Origin of the sequence: Streptomyces sp. UG1 (assembly GCF_049974585.1) — a bacterium.
Lineage (GTDB): Bacteria > Actinomycetota > Actinomycetes > Streptomycetales > Streptomycetaceae > Streptomyces.
The window spans coordinates 10,891-36,144 of sequence record NZ_JBNGGG010000069.1 but is presented as its reverse complement, the minus strand read 5'-3'; the positions used below and the strand labels follow the sequence as shown (position 1 = coordinate 36,144).

General features: G+C 72.0%; 20 protein-coding genes and 2 pseudogenes. 12 read left to right on the top strand and 10 right to left on the bottom strand.

Going from position 1 to position 25,254, the window contains the following annotated elements; translation table 11 throughout:
• From ACP4J3_RS47390 to ACP4J3_RS47380, 3 genes are all read right to left on the bottom strand, one after another.
• On the bottom strand, positions 1-726 hold a 726-nt coding region (locus tag ACP4J3_RS47390; RefSeq protein WP_426543868.1), incomplete at its 3' end, for a biotin/lipoyl-containing protein.
• 70 nt (positions 727-796) lie between these two features.
• Positions 797-2,185, bottom strand: coding sequence for a dihydrolipoyl dehydrogenase (lpdA, locus tag ACP4J3_RS47385; RefSeq protein WP_426543866.1), 1,389 nt, complete (start codon positions 2,183-2,185; stop codon positions 797-799).
• Between the two features lie 360 nt (positions 2,186-2,545).
• Positions 2,546-4,087, bottom strand: a complete 1,542-nt coding sequence (locus ACP4J3_RS47380; protein ID WP_426543864.1) for a leucyl aminopeptidase — start codon at positions 4,085-4,087, stop codon at positions 2,546-2,548.
• Positions 4,088-4,419: 332 nt separating this feature from the next.
• Here ACP4J3_RS47380 and ACP4J3_RS47375 point away from each other — a divergent pair, with 332 nt between their 5' ends.
• From ACP4J3_RS47375 to ACP4J3_RS47360, 4 genes and pseudogenes are all read left to right on the top strand, one after another.
• On the top strand, positions 4,420-6,453 hold the full coding sequence (locus tag ACP4J3_RS47375; RefSeq protein WP_426543862.1) for a hypothetical protein: 2,034 nt from the start codon (positions 4,420-4,422) through the stop codon (positions 6,451-6,453).
• Between the two features lie 130 nt (positions 6,454-6,583).
• Positions 6,584-8,080, top strand: a pseudogene (gene pelF / locus ACP4J3_RS47370) (GT4 family glycosyltransferase PelF).
• The gene (locus ACP4J3_RS47365) at positions 8,077-9,546 is read left to right on the top strand and encodes a hypothetical protein (protein ID WP_426543860.1); all 1,470 of its coding nucleotides are present in this window, start codon (positions 8,077-8,079) and stop codon (positions 9,544-9,546) included. Before pelF ends, ACP4J3_RS47365 begins: the two are co-directional and overlap by 4 nt.
• On the top strand, positions 9,543-10,193 hold the full coding sequence (locus ACP4J3_RS47360) for a spherulation-specific family 4 protein (RefSeq protein WP_426543858.1): 651 nt from the start codon (positions 9,543-9,545) through the stop codon (positions 10,191-10,193). The genes ACP4J3_RS47365 and ACP4J3_RS47360 overlap by 4 nt, the downstream gene beginning before the upstream one ends.
• On the opposite strand, the gene ACP4J3_RS47355 is transcribed toward ACP4J3_RS47360, so the two are convergent.
• Complete coding sequence (locus ACP4J3_RS47355; protein ID WP_426543856.1) at positions 10,182-10,967, bottom strand: adenosylcobinamide-GDP ribazoletransferase; 786 nt, start codon at positions 10,965-10,967, stop codon at positions 10,182-10,184. The two genes, ACP4J3_RS47360 and ACP4J3_RS47355, sit on opposite strands and share 12 nt — an antisense overlap.
• Before the next feature lie 67 nt (positions 10,968-11,034).
• On the opposite strand from ACP4J3_RS47355, the gene ACP4J3_RS47350 reads away from it, so the two are divergent.
• Complete coding sequence (locus ACP4J3_RS47350) at positions 11,035-11,799, top strand: hypothetical protein (protein WP_426543854.1); 765 nt, start codon at positions 11,035-11,037, stop codon at positions 11,797-11,799.
• Here the strand turns inward: ACP4J3_RS47350 and ACP4J3_RS47345 are convergent.
• Both ACP4J3_RS47345 and cobT read right to left on the bottom strand, forming a co-directional pair.
• Positions 11,739-12,026, bottom strand: a pseudogene (locus tag ACP4J3_RS47345) (hypothetical protein); the annotation flags it as partial. The gene ACP4J3_RS47350 and the pseudogene ACP4J3_RS47345 sit on opposite strands and share 61 nt — an antisense overlap.
• 108 nt (positions 12,027-12,134) lie before the next feature.
• Positions 12,135-13,298 (bottom strand): nicotinate-nucleotide--dimethylbenzimidazole phosphoribosyltransferase, encoded by a 1,164-nt coding sequence (gene cobT, locus ACP4J3_RS47340; protein WP_426543852.1) that lies wholly within the window; start codon positions 13,296-13,298, stop codon positions 12,135-12,137.
• 215 nt (positions 13,299-13,513) lie between these two features.
• Here cobT and ACP4J3_RS47335 point away from each other — a divergent pair, with 215 nt between their 5' ends.
• Complete coding sequence (locus ACP4J3_RS47335; RefSeq protein WP_426543850.1) at positions 13,514-14,320, top strand: class I SAM-dependent methyltransferase; 807 nt, start codon at positions 13,514-13,516, stop codon at positions 14,318-14,320.
• Between the two features lie 85 nt (positions 14,321-14,405).
• Here the strand turns inward: ACP4J3_RS47335 and ACP4J3_RS47330 are convergent, their stop codons facing one another.
• A complete protein-coding gene (locus ACP4J3_RS47330) occupies positions 14,406-15,608 on the bottom strand; it encodes a bifunctional adenosylcobinamide kinase/adenosylcobinamide-phosphate guanylyltransferase (protein ID WP_426543848.1) in 1,203 nt (400 codons plus the stop codon).
• Positions 15,609-15,758: 150 nt separating this feature from the next.
• On the opposite strand from ACP4J3_RS47330, the gene ACP4J3_RS47325 reads away from it, so the two are divergent.
• Entirely contained in the window at positions 15,759-15,971 is a 213-nt protein-coding gene (locus ACP4J3_RS47325) for a hypothetical protein (protein WP_426543846.1), read from the top strand.
• 39 nt (positions 15,972-16,010) lie between these two features.
• On the opposite strand, the gene ACP4J3_RS47320 is transcribed toward ACP4J3_RS47325, so the two are convergent.
• The 3 genes from ACP4J3_RS47320 to ACP4J3_RS47310 form a co-directional block, all read right to left on the bottom strand.
• Positions 16,011-17,096, bottom strand: coding sequence for a S1C family serine protease (locus ACP4J3_RS47320; protein WP_426543844.1), 1,086 nt, complete (start codon positions 17,094-17,096; stop codon positions 16,011-16,013).
• Between the two features lie 56 nt (positions 17,097-17,152).
• A complete protein-coding gene (locus ACP4J3_RS47315; RefSeq protein WP_426543842.1) occupies positions 17,153-17,854 on the bottom strand; it encodes a class I SAM-dependent methyltransferase in 702 nt (233 codons plus the stop codon).
• Positions 17,855-17,937: 83 nt separating this feature from the next.
• Entirely contained in the window at positions 17,938-18,576 is a 639-nt protein-coding gene (locus tag ACP4J3_RS47310; RefSeq protein WP_426543876.1) for a DUF3043 domain-containing protein, read from the bottom strand.
• A 256-nt stretch (positions 18,577-18,832) separates the two neighbouring features.
• On the opposite strand from ACP4J3_RS47310, the gene ACP4J3_RS47305 reads away from it, so the two are divergent.
• From ACP4J3_RS47305 to ACP4J3_RS47285, 5 genes are all read left to right on the top strand, one after another.
• Positions 18,833-19,636, top strand: a complete 804-nt coding sequence (locus tag ACP4J3_RS47305) for a PspA/IM30 family protein (RefSeq protein ID WP_426543874.1) — start codon at positions 18,833-18,835, stop codon at positions 19,634-19,636.
• A gap of 42 nt (positions 19,637-19,678) precedes the next feature.
• Entirely contained in the window at positions 19,679-19,957 is a 279-nt protein-coding gene (gene pspAA, locus ACP4J3_RS47300; protein WP_426543872.1) for a PspA-associated protein PspAA, read from the top strand.
• A gap of 71 nt (positions 19,958-20,028) precedes the next feature.
• Positions 20,029-21,246 carry a sensor histidine kinase gene (locus tag ACP4J3_RS47295; RefSeq protein ID WP_426543840.1) on the top strand — a complete coding sequence of 406 codons (1,218 nt, stop codon included), beginning with the start codon at positions 20,029-20,031 and terminating at the stop codon, positions 21,244-21,246.
• A gap of 58 nt (positions 21,247-21,304) precedes the next feature.
• Positions 21,305-21,988: a response regulator gene (locus ACP4J3_RS47290; protein ID WP_426543838.1), complete on the top strand. Its 684-nt coding sequence runs from the start codon at positions 21,305-21,307 to the stop codon at positions 21,986-21,988.
• 133 nt (positions 21,989-22,121) lie between these two features.
• Entirely contained in the window at positions 22,122-25,238 is a 3,117-nt protein-coding gene (locus ACP4J3_RS47285; RefSeq protein WP_426543836.1) for an efflux RND transporter permease subunit, read from the top strand.
• Positions 25,239-25,254: the final 16 nt, after the last annotated feature.

Sequence of the window (25,254 nt, the reverse complement as noted above, 5' to 3'; positions counted from 1 at the left end):
GGCCGGAGCGGCAGGCGCGGGGGCCGGGGCCGCGGGGGCGGCCGGCGCCGGGGCAGCGGCGGCGGGAGCCGGGGCCGCCGGGGCCGGGGCGGCCGCCGGAGCGGCACCCGCGGCGCCGATGACGGCCAGCTTGGCGCCGACCTCGGCCGTCTCGTCCTCGCCGACCACGATCTCCAGCAGCGTGCCGGAGGTCGGGGCGGGGATCTCGGTGTCGACCTTGTCCGTCGACACCTCCAGCAGCGGCTCGTCGGCCTCGACGCTGTCGCCGACCGACTTCAGCCAGCGGGTGACGGTGCCCTCGGTGACGGACTCGCCGAGCGCGGGCAGGACCACGTCCGTGCCCTCGGCGGCGCCACCGGCCGGAGCGGCGGGGGCGGCGGCCGGGGCGGGGGCGGGGGCGGCCGGAGCCTCGGCGGCCGGAGCCGGGGTGGGCTCGGCGGCGGGGGCCGGGACCTCCTCGACGGCCGGCGCGGCGGCGGGCGCGCCCGTGCCGTCGTCGATGACCGCCAGCTCGGCGCCGACCTCGACCGTCTCGTCCTCGGCGACCTTGATGGAGGCCAGCACGCCGGCGGCGGGGGAGGGGATCTCGGTGTCGACCTTGTCGGTGGAGACCTCGAGCAGCGGCTCGTCGGCCTCGACGCGCTCACCCTCGGCCTTCAGCCAGCGGGTGACAGTGCCCTCGGTGACGCTCTCGCCGAGCGCCGGAAGGGTTACGGAAACCGCCATGGTTTCGGTTGCTCCTAACGAATTGCGGAAGTCTGTGTCGTCGCTTCGACGTGTTTCGACCGAGGGTCAGTCAGTCGTGCGAGTGCAGCGGCTTGCCGGCCAGGGCCAGGTGGGCCTCGCCGAGCGCCTCGTTCTGCGTCGGGTGGGCGTGGACGAGCTGGGCGACCTCGGCCGGCAGCGCCTCCCAGTTGTAGATCAGCTGGGCCTCGCCGACCTGCTCGCCCATGCGGTCGCCGACCATGTGGACGCCGACCACCGCGCCGTCCTTGACCTGGACGAGCTTGATCTCGCCCGCGGTGTTCAGGATCTTGCTCTTGCCGTTGCCCGCCAGGTTGTACTTCAGAGCGACGACCTTGTCCGCGCCGTAGATCTCCTTGGCCTTGGCCTCGGTGATGCCGACGGAGGCGACCTCCGGGTGGCAGTAGGTCACGCGGGGGACACCGTCGTAGTCGATCGGGACGGTCTTCAGACCGGCCAGACGCTCCGCCACCAGGATGCCCTCGGCGAAGCCGACGTGCGCGAGCTGGAGGGTCGGGACCAGGTCGCCGACGGCGGAGATGGTCGGGACGTTGGTGCGCATGTACTCGTCGACGAGGACGTAGCCGCGGTCCATCGCGACGCCCTGCTCCTCGTAGCCGAGACCGGCGGAGACGGGTCCGCGGCCCACCGCCACCAGCAGCACCTCGGCCTCGAACTCCTTGCCGTCGGCGAGGGTGACCTTGACGCCGTCGGCGGTGTACTCGGCCTTCTGGAAGAAGGTGCCGAGGTTGAACTTGATGCCGCGCTTGCGGAAGGCGCGCTCAAGAAGCTTGGAGCTGTTCTCGTCCTCGACCGGGACGAGGTGCTTCAGGCCCTCGATGACGGTGACCTCGGAGCCGAAGGACTTCCAGGCGGAGGCGAACTCGACGCCGATGACGCCGCCGCCCAGGATGATCGCGGACTTCGGCACGCGGTCCAGGACGAGGGCGTGGTCCGAGGAGATGATCCGGTTGCCGTCGATCTCCAGGCCCGGCAGCGACTTCGGCACGGAGCCGGTCGCCAGCAGGACGTGGCGGCCCTGGACGCGCTGACCGTTCACGTCGACGGAGGTGGGGGAGGACAGCCGGCCCTCGCCCTCGATGTACGTCACCTTGCGGGAGGCGACGAGACCCTGCAGGCCCTTGTACAGGCCGGCGATCACGCCGTCCTTGTACTTGTGGACCCCGGCGATGTCGATGCCCTCGAAGGAGGCCTTCACACCGAACTGCTCGCTCTCGCGAGCCTGGTCGGCGATCTCGCCCGCGTGCAGCAGGGCCTTGGTGGGGATGCAACCCCGGTGCAGGCAGGTGCCGCCGACCTTGTCCTTCTCGATCAGGGCGACGTCCAGGCCCAGCTGCGCCCCGCGCAGGGCCGCGGCGTAACCGCCACTACCACCGCCGAGGATCACTAGGTCGAAAACGGTGCTGGCGTCGTTCGCCACGTCACGTCCTCCATGCATGTGCGCCGTACGCCGGTCAGCGTTGACCGGTCGGCGGCTGGTGTCCGGCCGCTCTTTCTTCGGCCCTGTGGTGGGGGCCCTGTCCTGCCGAGGCCCATCTTCGCACTTGTCCACACCGAACGAGACGCCGGGCCGGTGTGTGAGACGTCCCACGTTCAGCTTTCAAGCATGGGGCGAGGTGATGCCCTAAGGGGCGCGGGGCCGAATCGATATGCGGCTCCGCCGCGCGGGCGCGACAAGCCACCCACGACCCGCAGCCGCCATACGACAGGGAGCCCCGAGCCAGTGGGCGACGGGACCTCGCCCTACCCGCGCGCGAGGTCCCGCCCACAACAACCGACGTCAGCCCAGGTCGCCGGAGGCCGTCAGTTCCGCCAGCCGAACCAGCGTCCGCACAGCGGACCCCGTACCACCCTTCGGCGTGTACCCGAAGGGCCCGCCCTCGTTGAACGCCGGTCCCGCGATGTCCAGGTGCGCCCAGGTGATCCCCTCGCCCACGAACTCCCGCAGGAAGAGACCGGCGACCAGCCCGCCGCCCATCCGCTCACCCATGTTGGCGATGTCGGCGGTCGGCGAGTCCATCCCCTTGCGCAGGTGCTCCGGCAGCGGCATCGGCCAGGACGGCTCCCCGACCTCCTCGGCCGCCTCCACGATCGCGGAGCGGAACGCGTCGTCGTTGGCCATCACACCGAACGTGCGGTGGCCGAGCGCCAGCACCATCGCGCCGGTGAGCGTGGCCACGTCCACGACCGCGTCCGGCTTCTCCTGCGAGGCCGCCCACAGCGCGTCGGCGAGCACCAGCCGGCCCTCGGCGTCCGTGTTGAGCACCTCCACGGTCTTGCCGCTGTACATGCGCAGCACGTCACCGGGCCGCACGGCGGTTCCCGACGGCATGTTCTCGGCGAGCGCCAGCCACCCGGTGACGTTCACCTGGAGCCCGAGCCGCGCGGCGGCGACGACGGCGGCGAACACGGCGGCCGCGCCGCTCATGTCGCACTTCATCGTCTCGTTGTGCCCGGCCGGCTTCAGCGAGATGCCGCCCGAGTCATAGGTGATGCCCTTGCCGACCAGGGCGAGGTGCTTGTCCGCCTTGGAGTGGGTGTACGACAGCTTCACCAGCCGCGGGCCCGCCGCAGAGCCGGAGCCGACGCCGAGGATGCCGCCGTAGCCGCCCTTGGTCAGCGCCTTCTCGTCGAGCACCTGCACCTTGATGCCGTGCTCCTTGGCCGCCGCCGTGGCGACCGCGGCGAACGACTCGGGGGTGAGGTCGTTGGGCGGGGTGTTGATCAGGTCGCGGGCGCGGTTGAGCTCCTCGGAGACGGCGGTGGCGCGCTCGACCGCGGCCTTGTGCGCCTTGTCGCGGGGCTTGGCGCCGAGCAGCGCGGCCTCGGCCAGGGGCGCCTTGCCGTTCTTCTTGCCCTGGGCGCCCTTGCCGGTGTCCTTGGCGTTCTCCTTGTAGACGTCGAAGGCGTACGCCCCGAGCAGCACGCCCTCGGCGACGGCGCCGACGTCACCGGAGTCGCCCAGCGGCAGCGCGAACGCGGCCTTCTTGGAGCCGGCGAGGGCGCGGGCGGCGACACCGGCGGCCTTGCGCAGGACCTCGGCGTCGTACGCGGCGTCCTTCTCGGGCGCGGCGCCCAGCCCCACCGCCACCACGAGCGGGGCCTTGAAGCCGGCGGGTGCGGGGAGCTTCGTCACCTCGCCCTCGGCGCCCGAGGCACCGAGGGTCTCCAGGACGCCGGCGAGCCTGCCGTCGTACGCCTTGTCCACGGCTTCGGCGCCCGGTGCGACGACGGGGCCGCCTGCGTCCTTGGCGACACCGATCACGATCGCGTCGGCCCGCAGGCCGGGCGCCGCGGCGGTGCTGAGAGTGAGAGCAGTCACGGTGGTGAAATCTCGCTTCCGATGTGAAGTTGCGATGGCCGATTGGTGTGGGTCGACCGGGCCCGACGGCCGACCCTAGTTCCGACCTACCGGTGCGGTATTGGCGGGTGCGGTGTCAGCGGGGCCTTCCCCGGTACGGCGAACACTCGGGACGAGCCTACGCTCGTGTGAGCGTTCGCTCATTCCTGCGGGCGTTCACCTGTCGGTGGCGTCGCGGCCGTTTCTTGATCCCCTCCACCGGTGAGCTGAGTCACACTCGTCTGGTTCCGGTGAGCCGTCGGCTCGCCGCACCGCATGATCTCGACGGGATCTTCTGGGGGGAAGGGCAATCAATGGCGCATACCGCGCGCAGATGGAGAAATGCCGCCGCCGCTGTCACGGCCGCCGGTCTGCTGGCCCTGGGGCAGGGCACACCCGGCGCCGCGGCCGCCGCGGAACCGCGCATCGATCTCAGGGTGCTGGTCGTGGACAACGGCGACAGCCCCGTCCGGGCCATCACCGCCCAGCTCAGGAGCACCGGCATCCCGTACACGACCGTCGACCTGAACGACACCGACCGCCCGACCATCACCGACACGTTCCTCAGCGACACGGTGAACGGCGTTCCGCGTGCGAAGTTCCAAGGCGTCGTCCTGCCCAACGAGGCCCCGTTCGGCGCCGGTTCCGCCGAGCAGACCGCGCTGGAGCGCTACGAGCGCACCTACGGCATCCCGCAGGTCGACGCCTACACCTGGGCCCACCCCGGAGTCGGCCTCGAACACACCGGCGACGGCGGCTGGGCCGGTACCCTCGACGGGCGCGAGGCGTCCGTCACGACCGAGGGGAAGGCGGGCTGGTTCGGCTATCTCGACGGAGCCTTCACGTTCGAGGACAACGACCCGGCCGTACTGGAGAGCTACGGCTACATCGCCAAGCCCCGTACCGGCTTCACCAGCTACGTCGACGTGCCCGTGCCGGGCGGCTCCGGGCGCGGCAGCCTGATCGGCGAGTACGCCCACGACGGGCGCCGCGAACTCGTCGTGACCTTCGCGTACAACGAGTACCAGCAGCAGTTCCGGGTGCTGGCCCGCGGCATCGTCGAATGGCTCACCCAGGGCGTGCACCTGGGCCGGGCGCGCCACTACTTCGCGGTGCACGTCGACGACGTCTTCGCGCCCGACAGCCGCTGGGACACCGAGCGCAACTGCACGCCCGGCGACTTCGACTGCGCGGGCGGCGACGGCGAGGGGACCGCGCCGATCCGGATGACGGCGGCCGACGCGCAGTACGCGGCCCAGTGGCAGCGCGAGCACGGGTTCACGCTGGACATGGTCTACAACGCCGGCTCCGGAGAGGAGTGGAAGGCCCAGCACGGCGGCACCGACGCCCTCACCGACCGGCTGCTCGCCGACAAGGCGCGGTACCGCTGGATCAACCACACCTACACACACCCGTTCCTCGGCTGCGTCCAGGACACCTCCACCGTCCCCTGGAGCTGCGCCAAGAACGCCGACGGCTCGACGCGGTACATGAGCCGAGCGGACATCTCGGCAGAGATCAGGAACAACTACAACTGGGGTGTCGCCAAGGGCCTCCCGCTCGACCGCACCGAGCTGGTCACCGGCGAGCACTCCGGCTTGAAGACCCTCCCGCAGCAGCCCGACGACAACCCCCACCTCGCCGGCGCCCTCGCCGACAACGGCGTCAAGTGGATCGCCTCGGACAACTCCCGCGAGCCCGCCCAGCGTCCGGTCGGCGCCGCGCGAACCGTGCCCCGCCACCCGATGAACGTGTACTACAACGTGGGCACCGAGGAGGAGATGGTCGACGAGTACAACTGGGTCTACACCTCGGCGGCCGACGGCGGCAGCGGCGTGTGCGAGTCGAACCCCGCCGCCACCTGCCTGGACGAGCCGCTGGACACCGCCACCGGCTACGCCGAGCACATCGTCCCGCAGGAGGCCCGCACCGCCCTCGGCCATGTGATCGGCAACGACCCGCGCCCGCACTACGCCCACCAGTCCAACCTGGCCGAGGACCGGACGCTGTACCCGGTCCTGGAGAAGGTGCTCGCCGACTACCGGGCGCTCTTCGCCGACAACACGCCCCTGCAGAACGTCGCCCAGAGCGCCATCGGCATCGAACTCCAGCGCCGCGCCACCTGGCAGACCGCGCTCGCCAACGGTTCCGTCACGGCGTACAGGATCGGCAACACGGTCACCGTCACAGCACCGTCCGGGACACAGATCCCGGTGACGGCACCGGAAGGGACCACCAAGCAACTCCTGCTCGGCACCGCCGAGTTCGGCACACCGTACGCGGGAAGGCGCTCGGCCTGGACCAGGCCGACGGCGCTGCAGTCCGCGCTCACGCTCAAACTGCCGTAGCAGTAACGCCCTCAGGGGCGCGGGGAACTGCGCGACCAGCCACAACGAGACCCGCAGTCGGGGTCCGGGCAGCAGTTCCCCCCTACAGAATCCGAAACAGGGGGAGCCGCGCAGCGAAATGCACGTCACCATGCTCACCGAAGGCACCTATCCGCACGTCCACGGCGGGGTCAGCACCTGGTGCGACCAGCTCGTCAAGGGCATGCCCGAGGTCGACTTCCACATCGTCTCGCTCACCGGAACCGGCCGCGAACCCGTCACCTGGGAGCTGCCGCCGAACGTCCGCCGTCACACCTCCGTCCCGACCTGGGGCCCGCGTCCGGGGCGGGGGAGAGCGCCGTACGGCCGGGCCCGTCGCCGTTTCACCGACGCCTACGAGCGCTTCCTGCTCTCCTTCCTCGACCCCGAGGCCCACCGCGACTTCGGCGAGGCCCTGGACGAGCTGGCCGAACTCGCCCGCGCCGGACGCCTGTCGGTGGCCCTGCGCACGGAATCCGCGCTGCGGTCGCTGATGTGGATCTGGACGATGCCGCATCTGCCGACCGCGGCCGCCCACCCCACCGTCCACGACGCCCTGACCGCCACCGACCTGCTGGAACACGCCCTGCGCCCGCTCGGGACCCGCATCCCGCAGGACTCGGTCGCCCATGCCGTCAGCAGCGGCCTCGCCACCCTCCCGGCCCTCGCCGCCCGCAGGCTGGACGGCGTCCCCTTTCTCCTCACCGAGCACGGCATCTATCTCCGCGAGCGCTACCTCGGCTACCGCAGCGCCGCCCAGCGCTGGCCCGTGAAGGCGTTCATGCTCGGCTTCTACCGTGAGCTGAACTCCCATGGATACCGCACGGCCGACCTGATCACCCCGTGCAACCAGTACAACCGCCGCTGGGAGGAGCGCGGCGGCGCCGACGCCGACAAGATCCGCACCGTCTACAACGGCGTCGACCCGCACGCCTTCCCGCACGCCGGACCCGAGCCGGAGATCCCCACCCTCACCTGGTGCGGCCGCGTCGACCCCATCAAGGACCTTGAGACCCTGCTACGGGCCTACGCCATGGTCCGCGCCGAACTCCCGGAGACCCGCCTGCGCCTGTTCGGCCCCGTCCCGCCCGGCGGCGAGGCCTACCGCACCAGGCTGGAGAAGCTCGCCGCGGAGCTGGGAGTGCGGGACGGCCTGACCTTCGAGGGACGCATCGGCGAGGTCTGGCGGGCCTACGCGGCCGGCCACCTCGTCATGCTGTCCTCCATCTCCGAGGGCTTCCCGTTCTCCATCATCGAGGCCATGTCCTGCGGCCGTACGACCGTCTCGACGGACGTCGGGGGAGTGCGCGAGGCCGTCGGGGACACCGGCCTCGTCGTCCCGCCGCGCGAGCCGGAGAAGATGGCGGCCGCCGCCCTCACCCTCCTGCGCGACGACGAACGGCGCCTGACACTGGGCGAGTCGGCCCGCTAACGTGTGATCGACCGCTTCACCCTGCGCCGCTCCGTGGACAATTTCCGGACGATCTACCAGGAACTCGCGGGCAGTCCCGAGGTCTACGAGCCCACGCTCGAAACGGTCGCCGACTGGACCCTCGAACTGCGCGACCCCTGGTACGAGAAGCTCGCGACGGACGGAACCGGCTGGTGAGCGGAAGCATCCGGATGCCGCCCGGCGCCCGCCCCGACACCCTGCCCGCCGTCCCGCGCCAGCGCACCCGGCGACCCCGCTGGGCGCGGCCCGACCCCGTCGACGAACTCGCCGCCCGCCTCGACGACTTCATAGCCGCCGCCGTCCACCCCGACGAGATCGCCGCGCTGCTGGAGTCCGACGGCCTGTCCGACGACCAGATACGCGAGCGCTACGGCGTCAAGAACTCCTTCGCCCTCGCCGAGGAACTGTACGAACGCGTCGAGCGCCGCTACTCCGAGCCGGACGGCCCGGTCCACGACCCCTGGCAGGTGGGACTGCTGGGCTGTCTCCTGCGCGGCCTGGTCTTCGCCCTCCCCGGCCTCGGCTACGTCCTCGGCGCGCCTCTCCTCGCCGGCCCGCAGGACGACTTCGGCCTCCCGGCGGGCACGGTCCCGCTGCTGGCCGGCGCCCTGTGCGGCTGGACCTGGAACCAGGGGCTCGCCCATCGGGCGTACTCCTGGCTCGGCTTGGGCGACCGCACGGCGGCCCGCCGCACCTTGCTGCGGGGCGCACCGGCGGGAGCCCTGCTGGGCTCGCTTGTAGCGGCCGCTGTGGCCGGTACGGGAGATCCGGCGGCGATCGCCTTCGCAGCCGGGCAGTCCTGCTACCTGGGCGCGGCGACGGCCCTGCTGGTGATGGGCCGCGAACGGACCCTGCTGGCGGCACTGCTGCCGATGGCGGTGGGAGCGGTGCTGGCGCTGATCCATCCAGTGCCGGACGCGGCGAGACTGGCGTTGCTGTCGGGCTCGCTCGCGGTGGTCGCAGTCCTGGGTTTGTTCGAAGTGGCCCCCACCGTACGCGCCCCAAAGGGGCGCGGGGCTGTATTGGATATGCGGCTACCGCCGCGTGGGCGCGACCAGCCACAACGAACCCGCAGCCAAACGACGACGGGCGGCCCCCATCTCTCCGCATCCTTCCCATACGCCCTGTTCGGCCTCGCCACCGGCACCCTCGTCCTCTACGCAGCCGTAGGCGACACCCCCGCCGCCGTCGCCCTCACCCTCAGCATGGGCCCCGCGGAATGGCTCCTGTACCGCTTCCGCAGCGGCAGCCTGGCCGGACTGCGCTCCAGCCGCACCCCGAGGGCGTTCCGGCGGACAACGGCGTTCAAGGTCGCCGAATGTCTCGCCGTCTACCTGGCCGCCCTCCTGGCTCTCACCCTCGCCACCGGCGTCACCGGTGTACGCCTCGCCGGTCTCCTCCTGCTCGGCGTCGTCCTGTGGACGGGCCTGCTGCTCCAGTCCTTCGGCGCGGTGCTCGGCGCGGCCGCGGTCTGCTCCGCGGCGGCCCTCGCCCAGACGATCGCCCTGGCCACACACACGGGCAGCCCGCACTGGATCGCCCCGATCGTCCACGGCACCGCGGCGATCGCCCAAGCCGCCCTGGTCTGCGGCCTGCTGGGGAGGGCGACCGCCCACCGATGAACGACCTGCTAATCCCCTACTACGAGCACCCGTCCGTCCGCCCCGCCGAATGGGAGGCGATCATCGCGGCGGCACCCCGCCTCTACGCGGTCGTACTCAACCCGGCCAGCGGCCCCGGCTACGCGCCCGACCCGGCGTTCGCCGAGGTCGCGGCCCGGCTACGGGCGGCGGAGGTGCGGGTGCTCGGCTACGCCGACACCGACTACGGACGCCGGCCACACACCGCCGTCGTGCACGACCTCGCACGGCACCGCGACTGGTACGGCACGGACGGCGTCTTCCTCGACCAGGTCGCCGCGGGCAGCGAGGAGTTCCCGTACTACCGGCGGCTCGCGACGGCGGCCCGGGGCGCCGGCCGCGGCACGCTCGCCCTGAACCACGGCACCGCACCGCACCCGTCGTACGCCGGGATCGCCGACCTCCTGGTCACGTTCGAGGGCACCTGGGCGTCGTACACCCGGCTCGGCCCGCCGCAATGGCGGGACGGCGGCGGAGTGCGGCTGTGCCACCTGGTGTACGGCGTCCCGGCCGGGGTCGATCTCACCGAGTCGGCACGCGCTCGCGGGGCCACGGTGCACTGCGCGGTGCCGGGCACGGGCGATCACCCGTGGGGTACCTTGCCGCACGCTCTGGGGTCAGCCCAGTGACAGCACGACCAGCGCGGTCGTCGCCGCCGTCTCCGCGAGGCCGCCGAAGACGTCGCCGGTGACACCGCCGAAGCGGCGGACGCAGTGCCGCAGGAGGACTTCGGCGGCGGCGAGCGCGGCGAGGACCGCGAGGGCGGTGCGGGCGAGGTCGTCCGTCCCCAGGAGCGCGCCCGCCGCGGCGGCGACGCCGGTCACGGCCAGGGCGACGGCCACCGCGCCCGGTACCGGAACCACTCCGGCCACCGCGGCCCCCAGCCCCTCCGGGCGGGCCGCGGGCACGCCGGTGCGGGCGGCCAGGGTGAGCGCGAGACGGGCGGCGACGGCCGCGACGACGGTGGCGAGGGCGCCCCGGGCCCATGAGCCGTCGTAGAGCCGGGCCAGCGCCGCGATCTGCGCGAGCAGCACGAGGACGAGCGTGATGACGCCGAACGGCCCGATGTCCGACTGCTTCATGATCCGCAGCGCGTCCTCGGCGGGCCTGCCGCTGCCGAGCCCGTCGGCGGTGTCGGCGAGCCCGTCGAGGTGCAGCCCCCGGGTGAGTACGGCGGGGACGGCGGCGGCCGCGACGGCGGCGAGGAGGGGGCCGGTGCCGAGGAAGAGCAGGAAGAGCGCGCTGGCTGCGGCGGCGCAGCCCAGCACCGCCCCGACCAGGGGGGCGCACAGCATTCCGCCGCGCGCCGTCTCACGGTCCCAGCGGCTCACCTTGACGGGGAGCACGCTCAGGGTGCCGAAGGCGAAGCGGAGACCGTGCAGGTGCGGCGGGGGCGTGGACACCCGCGCAGACTAGCCCGGGGGCCGTTCCCGCCGGGCAGCCCACCCCTGCCGCGGACACACTGAGAACATGGGTGACTGGTGGCAGCGCAACATCGTCGAACCGGGGAAGCTCCCCCTGCTCCTGGCCCTGGCCGCCTTCGTGGTCACGTTCGTGGTCACCCGGGTCATCACCCGCCTCATCCGGGCCGGCAAGGGTCCGTTCCGCAACATCGAGACCGGCTCCGTCCACATCCACCACGTGGTCCCCGGAGTCATCCTCACGATCATCGGTGGCTTCGGCGCGGTCGCCGGCGGTCAGCGGGGCTTCCCCGCGTCCGTGGCCGCCGTGATCTTCGGGATCGGCGCGGGCCTCGTCATGGACGAGTTCGCGCTGATCCTGCACCTCCACGACGTCTACTGGACCGAGGCCGGCCGCAAGAGCGTCGAGGTGGTGGTGCTCACCGCCGCCCTGGTCGGCCTGGTCCTCCTCGGCTTCTCGCCCTTCGGCGTCAACGACCTCAGCGACGACGAGCTCCAGGACCGCGGGTCGGTGATCAGTACCGTCATCGGGAACTTCCTCCTCGCCCTGATCGCCCTGGCCAAGGGCAAGGCCCGGATCGCGATCTTCGGAGTGATCGTCCCCTTCATCGCCCTGTTCGGCGCCGTCCGCCTGGCCCGTCCCGACTCCCCGTGGGCGAAACGCCTCTACCGCCGCCGCCCGCGTGCGCGGGCCAAGGCCCAGTTGCGGGCCTACCACCACGACCGGCGCTGGGTCGGCCCCAGCCGCAGGTTTCAGGACTGGATCGGCGGCGCGCCCGACGCGGACCCGGGCCGGGCCCTGGAACGCCACTGACGCACGGCCGCCACCGCGCACAGCACCAGCACCGCGGCGATCGCCGCCAGGTGCTCCTTCCCGGCGAGGTTCTCCTTGAGCCACGACCTCGACCACCATCGCCGCGATCACCACACCGGCCGTCACATACGCCCCGTGACGCCATCCGAGAAACACGGCCAGCCCACCACGGCTGCCGACGGCCCCGCGTCGACGACCCGCGCGTCCGAGGCGGGCAGCCCGATCGGGTCGCACGCAGCGCCACGTGGGGCCTCCTACGGCCCGGCCGCAGTCAGGGCCTCGCACGCCTCCATTGCCCCGGCCGCCCCCAGCGCCTCCTGGGCCTCCTGGGCCTCCTATGCCTCCGACGCTCCAGCAGCACCCAGCGCATCCGATGATCCCTCTGCGGCTTCTGCGGCTTCTGCGGCTTCTGCGGCTTCTACGGCCTCTGCGGCCTCCGTCGGCTCCGACTCCTTCGGCTTCTCCGGCAGTTCCGCCGCCAGCGCCGCCGCGGCCTGTACCGTCGGCAGGGCCAGTAGCCCACCGGCGCCTTCCCCGACCCTCACGCCCTGGTCGAGCACCGGCTCCAGGGCCATCCGGTCCAGGGCCTTCGCCTGACCCGGCTCCCCGCTGTCGTGCGCGGCCAGCCACCAGTCCGGTGCCCGGAACGCGATCCGCTGCCCCACCAGCGCACAGGCGGCCACCACGACCCCGTCCAGCACCACGGGCACCTTCCGCACCGCACACTGGAGCAGGAACCCGGTGATCGCCGCGAGATCGGCACCGCCCACCGTCGCGAGCAACTGAAGCTGATCCCCGAGCACGGGCCGGGCCCGCCGCAGCGCGTCCCGGATCGCCGCGCACTTGCGCATCCACGCGAGGTCGTCGATGGCCAGGCCACCGCGCCCGGTGACCACGGACGCGTCCGTCCCGCACAGCGCGGCCACCAGCACGCCCGCCGCCGTGGTACCCCCGACGCTCACATCGCCGAGCACCACCAGATCCGTACCGGAGTCGGCCTCCTCGTCGGCCACCGCCATCCCGGCCCGGAACGCGGCCTCGGCCTCCTCGAGCGTCACCGCGTCCTCGATGTCGATACGACCGCTGCCGCGCCGCACCCGATGCCGTACGACCGCCTCCGGCAGCGACTCCGGGTCGCAGTCCAGCGCCATGTCGACGACCCGCACCGGCACCCCGAGCCGCCGCGCCAGCACCGACACGGGCCGGCCGCCCTCGAGGATCTCCCGCACCAACTCCCCGGCGCTGCCCGCGGGCCGCGCCGACACCTCCAGCTCGGCGATGCCGTGGTCACCGGCGAACAGCACGACCCGCGGCTGCTCGATCGGCCGCACCGGCACGGCCGACTGCGCCGCCGCCAGCCACTCACCCAGTTCGTCGAGGCGGCCCAGCGCCCCGGGCGGCACGATCTGACGCTCACGGCGCGCCTCGGCGTCACGGCGCACCCCACCGTCGGGGCGCTCGATCAGGTCGGAGAAGTCGTCGAGATTAAGCGAGCTCATTCGCCGAACAGTACCGGCACCGGTCGAACAGAGCAGCGCCACATGGCCACCACCGGCTCCGCCACGTCACGCCCCTATCCACGCGACGTCGTTGCACCCAAGATCGTCATCCCATATGTTCCGTTTCGCAATGGATTGTCGGGGCATGCTCGCACGGTCCCGCACCGCCCTTGCCGTACGCCCCTGTCGTACGCCCCCACGCCCGGGAGCCGCCCATGACCGCGACCGCACCCCCCGAACGCCCCCACACCGACTGCGCGTTCACCCCCGCCGGGTGCCGGGAGCACACCTACGTCCCCCGCCACCTGGGGCTCACACGGCGCGGCCCACGCCGGCTGAGAGCCGCGGCCCGCATGGCGCTCGCCTTCCCCGAGCCGGAGAGCTGGCTGGACGTGGGCACGGGATACGCCCGCTTCCCGGAGTCCGCCAAGGACGTCTTCCCGTACACGTCCTTCGACGGCGTGGACCCGACCTACCGCGTCCTGCACGCGCGCGTGGCCGAGCGAGTGGAGGAGGCCCACGTCGGCCGCCTCACCGACCCCCGCATCACGAACCGCCTGCGCGCCCGCTACGACGTCGTCAGCATCTTCCGCCACCTGGAACACGCCCCCGACCCCCGAGAGGAACTCCGCGCCGCCCTCACCGCCCTGCGCCCCGGCGGCCACCTGGTCCTCGAACTCCCCAACCCACGCTGCCTGTTCGCCGCCCTGCTGGGCAGACTCTGGGTCCCGCACAGCCCTCCGGGCCACCTCCACCTGCTGCCCATGGAGACCCTGTGCGAGGAACTCCGCTCCCAGGGCTGCACGATCGTCGCGACGGGCCACCGCACCGCGCACATCCCCTACGACCTGGCGGCCGCGACGTCACTGATCCTGTCGCACATGCTGCCGTCGGTGCTGTCGAGCGTGGGCTCCCCGCTGGTGGCCGTGGCTTGGGCCGTGGACCACGCCCTGGCCCCGTTCCTACGCCACACCCAATACGCGAACGCGTACCGAATCATCGCCCGCAAGGAGCCAACTTGAGCTGAAGCGCCCCTTCAGGGGCGCGGGGAACTGCGCGACCAGCCACGACGGCGCAGCAGACGCACAACGACAACGCGAGGCACTCTCATCCGCGAAGCACCACCGCCTGCCCCGCCACCACCAGAACAACCTGCTCACACTCACCCGCAAACGCAGCATTAAGCCGCCCGAGCTCATCCCGATACCGCCGCCCAGACGCCGTAGCCGGCACAATCCCCGACCCCACCTCGTTCGACACGGCGACGACAGTCCGCCGTGTCGCCCGCACTGCCGACGTCAACTCCCGCACCCGCTCCCGAAGCGCCCGCTCCCCACCATCCGCCCACACCGCGTCATCCCAAGCCCCGACGGAGTCCATCGCATCCGTCAGCCACAGGGACAGACAGTCGATGAGCAACGGCGCCCCGTCCTCGGCCAACAGCGGAGCCAAGTCGCACGTCTCGGCCGTACGCCACGACCCCGGCCGCCGCTCCCGGTGCGCGGCCACCCGCGTCGCCCACTCGGTGTCCCCGCCGCGCGTGCCCCCGGTCGCCACGTACAGCACATCCGGGAACGCCTCCAGCCGCCGCTCCGCCTCCACCGACTTCCCGGACCGGGCGCCGCCCAGCACCAGGGTCCGCCGCGGCACGTCCGGCACGTCCTCGTACGCCCCCACCACCAGCGTCGTCCCGTCCGGCACCGCCCGGGCCCCGGCCGCGGCCAGCCGCCGCCGCAACTCGGCGCCCGGTGGCACGTCATGGTCCAGATGTACGGCGATGACATCCGTCGTCGGCCCGACGGCCCCCACCGCCCGCAGCTTCGCCAGCGCGTCCGGCCGCGCCACGACATCGGCGACCACCATGTCGTACATCCCGACGGCGCTCTCCTCCAGCCCGGCCGGCGCACCGCCCGGCGGCAGATACAGCAGCCGCTGACCGTCCGGCCCGGTCACCGCGTACCCCGTGCCCGGCGCGTCCATCGCCACCGCCCGCACCCGATGCCCCGTCAGCAGCGCCAACTCCCGCCCGTCCGGCACCCGCCCGGGCTGCGGCACCCCCGCCGGCACCTCGACGGCGGGCCCGCCCTGCGGATGCGACAGCAGCACCTGCCGTACGTTCGCCAGCGAACGCCCCGCCCTGGCCGCCGCGAACGCCGCCCCGGGCGTCAGATCGAGCAGCAGCGCCCCGTCGACGAGCAGCGCGGTGGCGGTCCGCGCGTCGTCGCCGAGCGCGCTCGCACACGCGGCGCACGGACAGTCGGGGCGGGGGAGTCCCGCGGGGGCACCGGTGCCGAGGAGAGTGAGTTCCACGGGACCGATTTTCGCGTGTCGGCGCAGGTCTCGCGCGCCCCCACTCTCGACTTCGCTCGAGCGGGAGGGACCCCCACGACTAGGCTCAGCAGAGGAGCCGGACCTCGATCCGGCTCTCCCTGTGCAGGTGCTGAGACCTTGGAGGCGTACATGGCGGCATGGACGTGGCGGTTCGAGAAGGCCGACGGGGCGGAGGTCCAGCCCGCGGTGCAGCCCGAGGAGTTCACCACCCAGGGGGACGCCGAGTCCTGGATCGGGGAGCACTGGAAGGCGCTGCTCGACGGCGGTGTGGAGCAGGTGCGGCTGTTCGAGGACGCCACCGAGATCTACGGGCCGATGCGCCTGAGCGCCGCCGACGCGTAGGCACCTGGGCGAGGGCCCCACGGCCCTCGCCCGCTCCCGTCACTGCTCGCCCAGCGTCACATCGACCGTCTTGCGGCTGCCGTTGCGCGTATAGGTCACCGTCGTCTCGTCACCGGGCTTTTCCCCGGCCAGCGCCTCGGCCAGCGAGGTGATGGTGGTGATGTCGGTGTCCCCCAGTCGGGTGATGATGTCCCCGCGTCGCAGGCCGGCCCTGTCGGCCGCGCCGCCCTCCTGCACGGAGACGACGGCCACCCCCGCGGCCCGGTATTCGTCGTTCACCACGGTACGGCCGACGATGCCGAGGGCAGCCCGCCCCGAGTCGACGACCCTGCCGTGCTCGATGATCTGGCCGGCGATCGTCCGCACCGTCGACGCCGGGATCGCGAACCCGATGCCGGGCGCCGCTTCCCCGACCGAGGGGTCGACGGCGGCGAGGGTCGGCACGCCGATGACCTCGCTGTCGAGGTTCACCAGGGCGCCGCCGCTGTTGCCGGGGTTGATGGCCGCCGACGTCTGCACCATGTTGGCGATCGTAGCGCCCGTACCGCCGCCGTCCCGCCCGTCCTCGGTGACGGTCCGGCCGGTCGCCGAGACGATGCCCTGCGTCACGCTGGACGACAGCCCCAGCGGCGAGCCCATGGCCAGCACGATCTGCCCGACCTCGACCTTCGAGGAGTCCCCGAACCTCGCCGCCCTCAGCCCCTTCGGCGGGCTGTCCAGCTTGATCACGGCGAGGTCCTGCTGCGGGTAGGAGGAGACGAGGTCGGCGGTCAGCTCGTCCTCGCTGTTGGCGGTCGTCACGCGGAAGGTCTTCTCGCCGCCGACGACATGCGCGTTGGTGACGATGTGCCCCTCGTCGTCGTAGACCACGCCCGACCCCAGATCGCGCCGGCCCCGGATCTGCACGACCGACGGCAGCACGTCCTTGATCACTTCCAGATAGCCGTCCTGGAGGTCGTCGACCGCCCGGACCGCCTTCGGCGCGGCGGCCCGGGTCGTCGAGCCCTCCTTCTCGCGGGTGCCGGTCGAGGAAGACGAACACGCGGCGAGGAGGAGACCGAGGCCGCAGAGGAAGGCGGTGAGCGCGGCGGCCGAACGCCGGATACGGAAACGGCGAGCATCCATGCCCCGAGTCTCACCGTGGTGCGAGGGCCCGGCGCGTGCTGCTCACCCGAACGGGATCAGCCGCGCACCCCGCACAGATGCAGCAGCGCCGCCACACTCCGGTACGGGTCCGTCTTCCCGGCCCGCTCCTCCACCGTCAGCAACGCCTCGGCGTCCGCCGGGATCTCCGCGTCGTCCGCCGCCGTGTCGGTGAACACCCGCACCCCGTACCAGGCGTGCAGCGGCGCCCCGATCCCCGCGAGGGTCGAGGTCAGATCCGACAGCCGGTCGGCCCGTACGTCGAGCCCCAGCCGGTTCCGGTAGGCGGTGGTGTCGAAGGCCGACAGCGCCCCGGCCCAGTCGCCGCCGAGTCCCGGCCGCATCGCCAGCGCGTCGCCGTTGCGCACGAGCAGCGACAGCAGCCCGCCCGGGGCGAGCATCCGGGCCAGCCCGGCCAGCAGCGGATCGGGCTCCTCGATGTACATCAGCACGCCGTGGCACAGCACGACGTCGAAGCTGCCCGGCAGAAAGTGCACGCCGGTGTCGCGCCCGTCGCTCTGGACGAGCCGCACCCGCTCACGGATCCCCTCCGGCTCGCCGGCCAGCTCCGCACGGGCGGCCGCGATCATCTTCGGGTCCTGCTCGACACCGGTCACCTGATGACCGGCCCGGGCCAGCCGCAGCGCCTGGGTGCCCTGGCCCATGCCCACGTCGAGCACCCGCAGCCGCTGCCCGACCGGGAACCGCCCGGCTATCTGCTCGTCGAGCTGCCGGGCCACCAGCTCCTGTCGTACGACATCACGCAGCCCGCCCAGCTTGTTCAGCCAGGCGTCGGCCGCATCCCCGGAGAACGCAGTTGTGCTCAGGGCCGCTCTCCGCGCTTGACCTGCGGCTTCGGCAGCCGGAGCCGGCGCATCTGGAGGGAGCGCATCAGCGCGTAGGCCACGGCGCCGCGCCGGTTGTCGTCGGGGAAGCGCTCGGCGAGCCGCTTCTTCAGGCGGACACCGGTGACCACCGAGTCCAGCACGATCAGCACGATCACTACGAGCCACAGCAGCAGCGCGATGTTCTGCAGCGCCGCCACCCGCACCATGCTCAGCACGAGGATGATCACGGCCATCGGCAGGAAGAACTCGGCGATGTTGAAGCGCGAGTCGATGAAGTCACGCGCGAACTTGCGGACCGGACCCTTGTCACGGGCCGGCAGATACCGCTCGTCGCCCCCGGCCAGCGCCTGGCGCTGCTTCTCCAGGGCGGCCCGGCGGTCCGCGCGCTGGCGCTTGGCGGCGTCCTTGCGCGACATCGACGTGTTGGCCACGCTGCGGCGCTGCGACTGGGCCACGCTGCGCTTGGGCGTGGGACGGCCCTTCGGGGCCTCGGGGTGACGGGTCTCGTTGGAGTCGGTCACCGGCGCCTTGTCGGCGGCCTGGGCCTTCTCATCCTTGGCACGGCTACGGAACACAAAACCCAAGGGTACGGGGTGCCCGGGGTTGGACCCCAGCCCCGTGGGGAACGATCCGGCAACACCAGTCGTCGTACGGGGACAGAGGGGACGTTGCAGACGCGCCGGGTGCGCACCCCACCGAGTCCACCCGGGGGTCACCTACTCCTTACGCCGGAGCGGGATCATACGCAGTCGTCCTTGGGGATGAGCGCATCCGTCCCCGAACAGTGCGTCAATGGATGCAGGGCCCGTACTGTGGGTTCTGTCGCAGGAGCTGGAGCTGGAGTCCGTCAGAAGGGGGCGCGCGAAGCCCATGAGCGGTGTCATGAAGCGTATGGGGATGATCTTCCGCGCGAAGGCGAACAAGGCCCTTGACCGGGCCGAGGACCCGCGCGAAACCCTCGATTACTCGTACCAGAAGCAGCTTGAGCTGCTCCAGAAGGTCCGGCGCGGCGTGGCCGACGTGGCCACGTCCCGCAAGCGCCTGGAGCTCCAGCTCAACCAGTTGCAGCAGCAGTCGGGCAAGCTGGAGGACCAGGGCCGCAAGGCGCTCGCGCTGGGCCGTGAGGACCTGGCCCGCGAGGCGCTGTCGCGTCGCGCCGCCCTCCAGCAGCAGGTGACCGACCTGGAGACACAGCACGCGACCTTGCAGGGTGAGGAGGAGAAGCTCACCCTCGCGGCCCAGCGCCTCCAGGCGAAGGTCGACGCCTTCCGCACCAAGAAGGAGACGATCAAGGCCACGTACACCGCGGCCCAGGCCCAGACCCGGATCGGCGAGGCCTTCTCCGGCATCTCGGAGGAGATGGGCGACGTCGGCCTGGCGATCCAGCGTGCCGAGGACAAGACGGCCCAGCTCCAGGCGAGGGCCGGAGCCATCGACGAACTGCTCGCCTCGGGCGCCCTGGACGACCAGTCCGGCATGCACAAGGACGACATCCAGGCCGAGCTGGACCGGCTCTCCGGTGGTACGGATGTAGAGCTGGAGCTGCAGCGCATGAAGGCGGAGCTGGCGGGCGGCCCGTCGGCCGGCCAGCAGGCCATCGAGGGCGGCACGGATCAGTCGTCGCAGCAGTCCCAGCAGCAGCCGCAGGACACCCCGCGCTTCGACAAGCAGTAACCGACGGCCGGGGCCCACGCCGAGGAGGGCGAGATGGGCGACATGATCGTCCGGATCATGGGTGAGGGACAGGTGAGGCTGTCCAGCAGCCACCTGCCCGAGCTGAACAAGCTCGACGACGAGCTCCTCGCGGAAATGGAGAACGGCGACGGCCCCGGCTTCCGCCGCACCCTCACCGCACTCCTGACCGAGGTCCGCCAGCTCGGCGAGCCCCTGCCCGACGACTCCCTGGAACCGTCCGAGCTGATCCTGCCGTCGCCGGACGCGACGCTGGAGGAGGTCCGGGAGCTGCTGAGCGACGACGGCCTGATCCCGGGGTGAGGCCGGGTCCGGGGTGGAGCCCGGTCGGCCGCCGTTCCAAGCCCCGCGGGGACGCCGTACCGTAATCAGTCGTGAGCACCCTTGAACGGGCCCGGCGCCACCTCAAGGCGCATCCCATGGCGCTGGACGCGGCGCTGGCCGTCGGCGTACTCGCCTGCATGGTGGTCGGCTCGTTCGTGGACCCGCACGAAAAGAGCGGCGTCACCTGGGCCCTGCGCACCCCGGACGTCCTCAGCCTCCTCCTGATCGCCCTCGGTGCCGCGGCCCTGGTCTTCCGCCGCCGCGCCCCCATGACGGTCCTCGCCCTCACCGGCACCGCCTCCGTCGTGGAGTCCGTCACCGGCGACCCCCGCGCGCCCGTCGCCATGTCCGCGGTGATCGCCCTCTACACCGTCGCCTCCACCACCGACCGCCCCACCACCTGGCGCGTCGGCCTGCTCACCATGACCGTCCTGACCGGCTCCGCGATGCTCGTCGGCCCTCTGCCCTGGTACGCCCAGGAAAACCTCGCCATCTTCGCCTGGACCGGCATCGGCGCCACCGCCGGCGACGCCGTCCGCAGCCGCCGCGCCGTCGTCGCCACCATCCGTGAGCGCGCCGAACGGGCCGAGCGCACCCGCGAGGAGGAGGCCCGCCGCCGCGTCGCCGAGGAGCGCCTGCGCATCGCCCGCGACCTGCACGACGTCGTCGCCCACCACATCGCCCTGGTCAATGTGCAGGCCGGCGTCGCCGCCCATGTCATGGACAAGCGGCCCGACCAGGCCAAGGAGGCCCTCGCCCACGTACGTGAGGCCAGCCGCTCCGCGCTCAACGAGCTGCGCGCCACCGTCGGCCTGCTCCGCCAGTCCGGCGACCCCGAGGCCCCCACCGAGCCCGCCCCCGGCCTCGACCGCCTCGACGAACTCGCCGGCACCTTCCGCAGCGCGGGCCTCCAGGTCGAGGTCGCCCGCGCCGACCAGGGCACCACCCTGCCCGCCGCCGTCGACCTGGCCGCCTACCGGGTGATCCAGGAAGCCCTCACCAATGTGCAGAAGCACGCAGGACAGGACGCCAAGGCCGAGGTCAGCGTCGTCCGCGTGGGCCCCAACATCGAGATCACCGTCCTCGACGACGGCGCCGCCGCCGACGACCTCCCCGAGGGCGGCGGCCACGGCCTGCTCGGCATGCGCGAGCGCGTCACCGCCCTGCGCGGCACCCTCACCACCGGCCCCCGCTACGGAGGCGGTTTCCGCGTCCATGCGATCCTGCCGGTCAAGAGCCGCACCCGCGCCGCGGAGGACGCCGTATGACAGCCGACGGCGCGTTACACCCCGGCGCGTCATCTCCCATGACAGACGAGGACCCCGCATGACCATCCGCGTCCTGCTCGCCGACGACCAGGCCCTCCTGCGCAGCGCCTTCCGGGTGCTGGTCGACTCCGAGCCCGACATGGAGGTCGTCGGGGAGGCCTCCGACGGTGCGGAGGCGGTGCGGCTGACCAGGGAGCAGGGTGCGGACGTCGTGCTCATGGACATCCGGATGCCCGGCACCGACGGCCTCGCCGCCACCCGCATGATCAGCGCCGATCCGGGTCTGGCCCATGTCCGCGTCGTCATCCTCACCACCTTCGAGGTCGACGACTACGTCGTGCGGTCGCTGCGCGCCGGCGCCTCCGGCTTCCTCGGCAAGGGCTCCGAACCCGACGAGCTGCTCAGCGCCATCCGCGTCGCGGCCGGCGGCGAGGCACTGCTCTCCCCGGCCGCCACGAAGGGGCTGATCGCCCGATTCCTCGCCCAGGGCGACGGTATGGACGACGACCGCGACCCAGCCCGCGCCGAGCGGCTCGACGCCCTCACCGGCCGTGAGCGCGAGGTCCTGGTGCAGGTCGCCGGCGGGCACTCCAACGACGAGATCGCCGAGCGCCTGGAGGTCAGCCCGCTGACCGTGAAGACGCACGTCAACCGGGCCATGTCCAAGCTCGGCGCCCGCGACCGGGCCCAGCTCGTGGTGATCGCGTACGAGTCGGGGCTGGTACGTCCAAGGGTGGAGTGACCGCGAGGGCGCATACCGCGCCTGGAGTATGCGCCGTATAAGGAAATGGACCTGGGGCCTACGAATCGGCACCCGTGGATGACAGAGGGTTTAGAGGCCACTTCTGCCGCTCACAGAAGAGAGATCCCGACCCATGTCCTGGCTGTCCCGATTCAGCCTCGCCCAGCGCGCCCTGATCGGCCTGATGTCGATCATCGCGATCGCCTTCGGCGCGATCGCGATACCCCAGCTCAAGCAGCAGTTGCTGCCCTCCATCGAACTGCCCGTGGTGTCCGTGCTCGCCCCGTACCAGGGCGCGTCGCCGGACGTGGTCGAGAAGCAGGTCGTGGAGCCGATCGAGGACAGCCTGGAGGCCGTCGACGGCATCACCGGCGTCACCTCCACGGCCGGCGAGGGCAACGCCGTCATCATGGCGTCCTTCGACTACGGCCCCGACAACCAGCAGCTCGTCGCCGATGTCCAGCAGGCCGTGAACCGGGCCCGCGTCCAGCTCCCGGACGACGTCGACCCGCAGGTCATCGCCGGCTCCACCGACGACATCCCGACCGTCGTCCTCGCCGTCACCTCCGGCAAGGACCAGCAGGCCCTGGCCGACCAGCTCGACCGGACCCTGGTGCCGGACCTGAAGGAGATCGACGGCGTCGGCCAGGTCACCGTCGACGGCGTACGCGACCTCCAGGTCACCGTGACCCCGGACGACGCGAAGCTGGCGAAGGCGGGGCTCACCTCCGCCGCACTCTCCCAGGCGCTCCAGGCCGGCGGCGCCACCGTCCCGGCCGGCTCCTTCGACGAGGGCGGCGACAACCGCACGGTCCAGGTGGGCGGCGGCTTCACCTCGCTGCGGCAGATCGAGGACCTGATGGTCGCCGGCGAGGGCGCGTCCGGCGGCAAGCCGGTCCGCCTCGGTGACGTCGCCTCCGTGAAGCAGGAGCAGGCCCCGGCCGACTCCATCACCCGCACCGACGGCAAGCCGTCCCTCGCGGTCGCCGTCACCATGGACCGCGACGGCAGCGCGGTCGCCATCTCGCACGCCGTCGAGGACAAGCTCTCCGAGATGCGCGCGGACCTCGGCTCGGACGCCACGGTCACCGTGGTCAGCGACCAGGGCCCGGCCGTGGAGAAGTCCATCGAGGGCCTGACCACGGAGGGCGCCCTGGGCCTGCTCTTCGCGGTCCTGGTCATCCTGGTCTTCCTGGCGTCGGTCCGCTCGACGCTGGTGACGGCCGTGAGCATCCCGCTCTCCGTCGTCCTGGCCCTGATCGTCCTGTGGACCAGGGACCTCTCCCTCAACATGCTGACGCTCGGCGCGCTGACCATCGCCATCGGCCGGGTCGTCGACGACTCGATCGTGGTCCTGGAGAACATCAAGCGGCACCTCGGCTACGGCGAGGAGCGCCAGGCGGCGATCCTGACCGCCGTCCGCGAGGTGGCGGGCGCGGTGACCTCCTCGACGCTCACCACGGTGGCCGTCTTCCTGCCGATCGGACTGACCGGCGGCATGGTGGGCGAGCTGTTCGGCTCGTTCAGCCTGACGGTGACGGCGGCCCTGCTGGCGTCGCTCCTCGTATCCCTGACGGTCGTACCGGTCCTGTCGTACTGGTTCCTGCGCGCCCCGAAGGGAACACCCGAGGACGCCGACGAGGCCCGCCGGAAGGCCGAGGAGAAGGAGGCGAAGAGCAGGCTCCAGCGTCTCTACGTCCCCGTCCTGCGCTTCGCGACGCGCCGCCGCCTGACCAGCGTCCTGCTCGCGATCGTCATCCTCATCGGCACGTTCGGCATGGCGCCGCTGCTGAAGACGAACTTCTTCGACCAGGGCGAGCAGGAAGTCCTCACCGTCAAGCAGGAGTTGAAGCCGGGCACCAGCCTCGCGGCGACGGACGAGCAGGCCCGGCGGGTCGAGAAGCTGCTCGCCGACACCGAGGGCGTGAAGGACTACCAGGTCACGGTCGGCTCGTCCGGCTTCATGGCGGCCTTCGGCGGCGGCACCGACACCAACCAGGCGTCGTACCAGGTGATGCTGGAGGACTCGGCGTCCTACGACGACGTCCAGGACCGTATCGAGGCGGGCCTGAAGAAGCTGGACGGCATCGGTACGACCACCATCGCCGCCGGTGACGGATTCGGCGCCCAGGACCTGAGCGTGGTCGTCAAGGCGGCCGACGCGGAGGTCCTGCGCAAGGCGGCGGAGCAGGTCCGGGAAGCCGTGGCGGACCTGGACGACGTCACCGACGTCACCAGCGACCTGGCGCAGAGCGTGCCGCGCATCTCGGTGAAGGCCAACGACAAGGCGGCCGCGGCGGGCTTCAGCGACCAGAGCCTCGGCCTGGCGGTGGCCCAGGCGGTCCGCGGCAACACGGCGGCCCAGGCGACCCTCGACGACAGCGAGCGGGACGTCGTCATCAAGTCGGCCAAGCCGGCCACGACCCTGAAGCAGCTTCAGGACCTGCGCCTCGGCCCGGTGAAGCTGGGCGACATCGCGGACGTGAAGCTGGTGGACGGCCCGGTCTCGATGACCCGTATCGACGGCCGGCGCGCCGCCACGATCACGGCGAAGCCGACCGGCGACAACACCGGCGCGGTCAGCGCGGACCTCCAGTCCAAGATCAACGGCCTGACCCTCCCGGCGGGCGCCACGGCGTCGATCGGCGGCGTCTCCCAGGACCAGGACGAGGCGTTCGCCAACCTGGGCCTGGCGATGCTGGCGGCGATCGCGATCGTCTTCATGCTGCTGGTGGCGACATTCCGCTCGCTCGCCCAGCCGCTGATCCTCCTGGTGTCCATCCCGTTCGCGGCGACGGGCGCGATCGGCCTGCTGGTGGCGACCGGCACCCCGATGGGCGTCCCCGCGATGATCGGCATGCTGATGCTGATCGGCATCGTGGTGACGAACGCGATCGTGCTGATCGACCTGATCAACCAGTACCGCAACCAGGGGTACGGCGTCGTGGAGGCCGTGATCGAGGGCGGCCGCCACCGGCTGCGCCCGATCCTCATGACGGCCCTGGCGACGATCTTCGCCCTGCTGCCCATGGCCCTGGGCGTCACCGGCGAGGGCGGCTTCATCGCCCAGCCGCTCGCGGTGGTCGTGATCGGCGGCCTGATCACGTCGACCCTGCTCACCCTGCTCCTCGTCCCGACGCTGTACGCGATGCTCGAACTGCGCAAGGAGCGGCGGGCGAAGAAGCGGGCGGCGAAGAAGGCGGCGAAGACGAGCACGCCGGAGCAGGATCCGCAGCCCGCGGGCGTCTGACGGTCTGCTCCGCTGC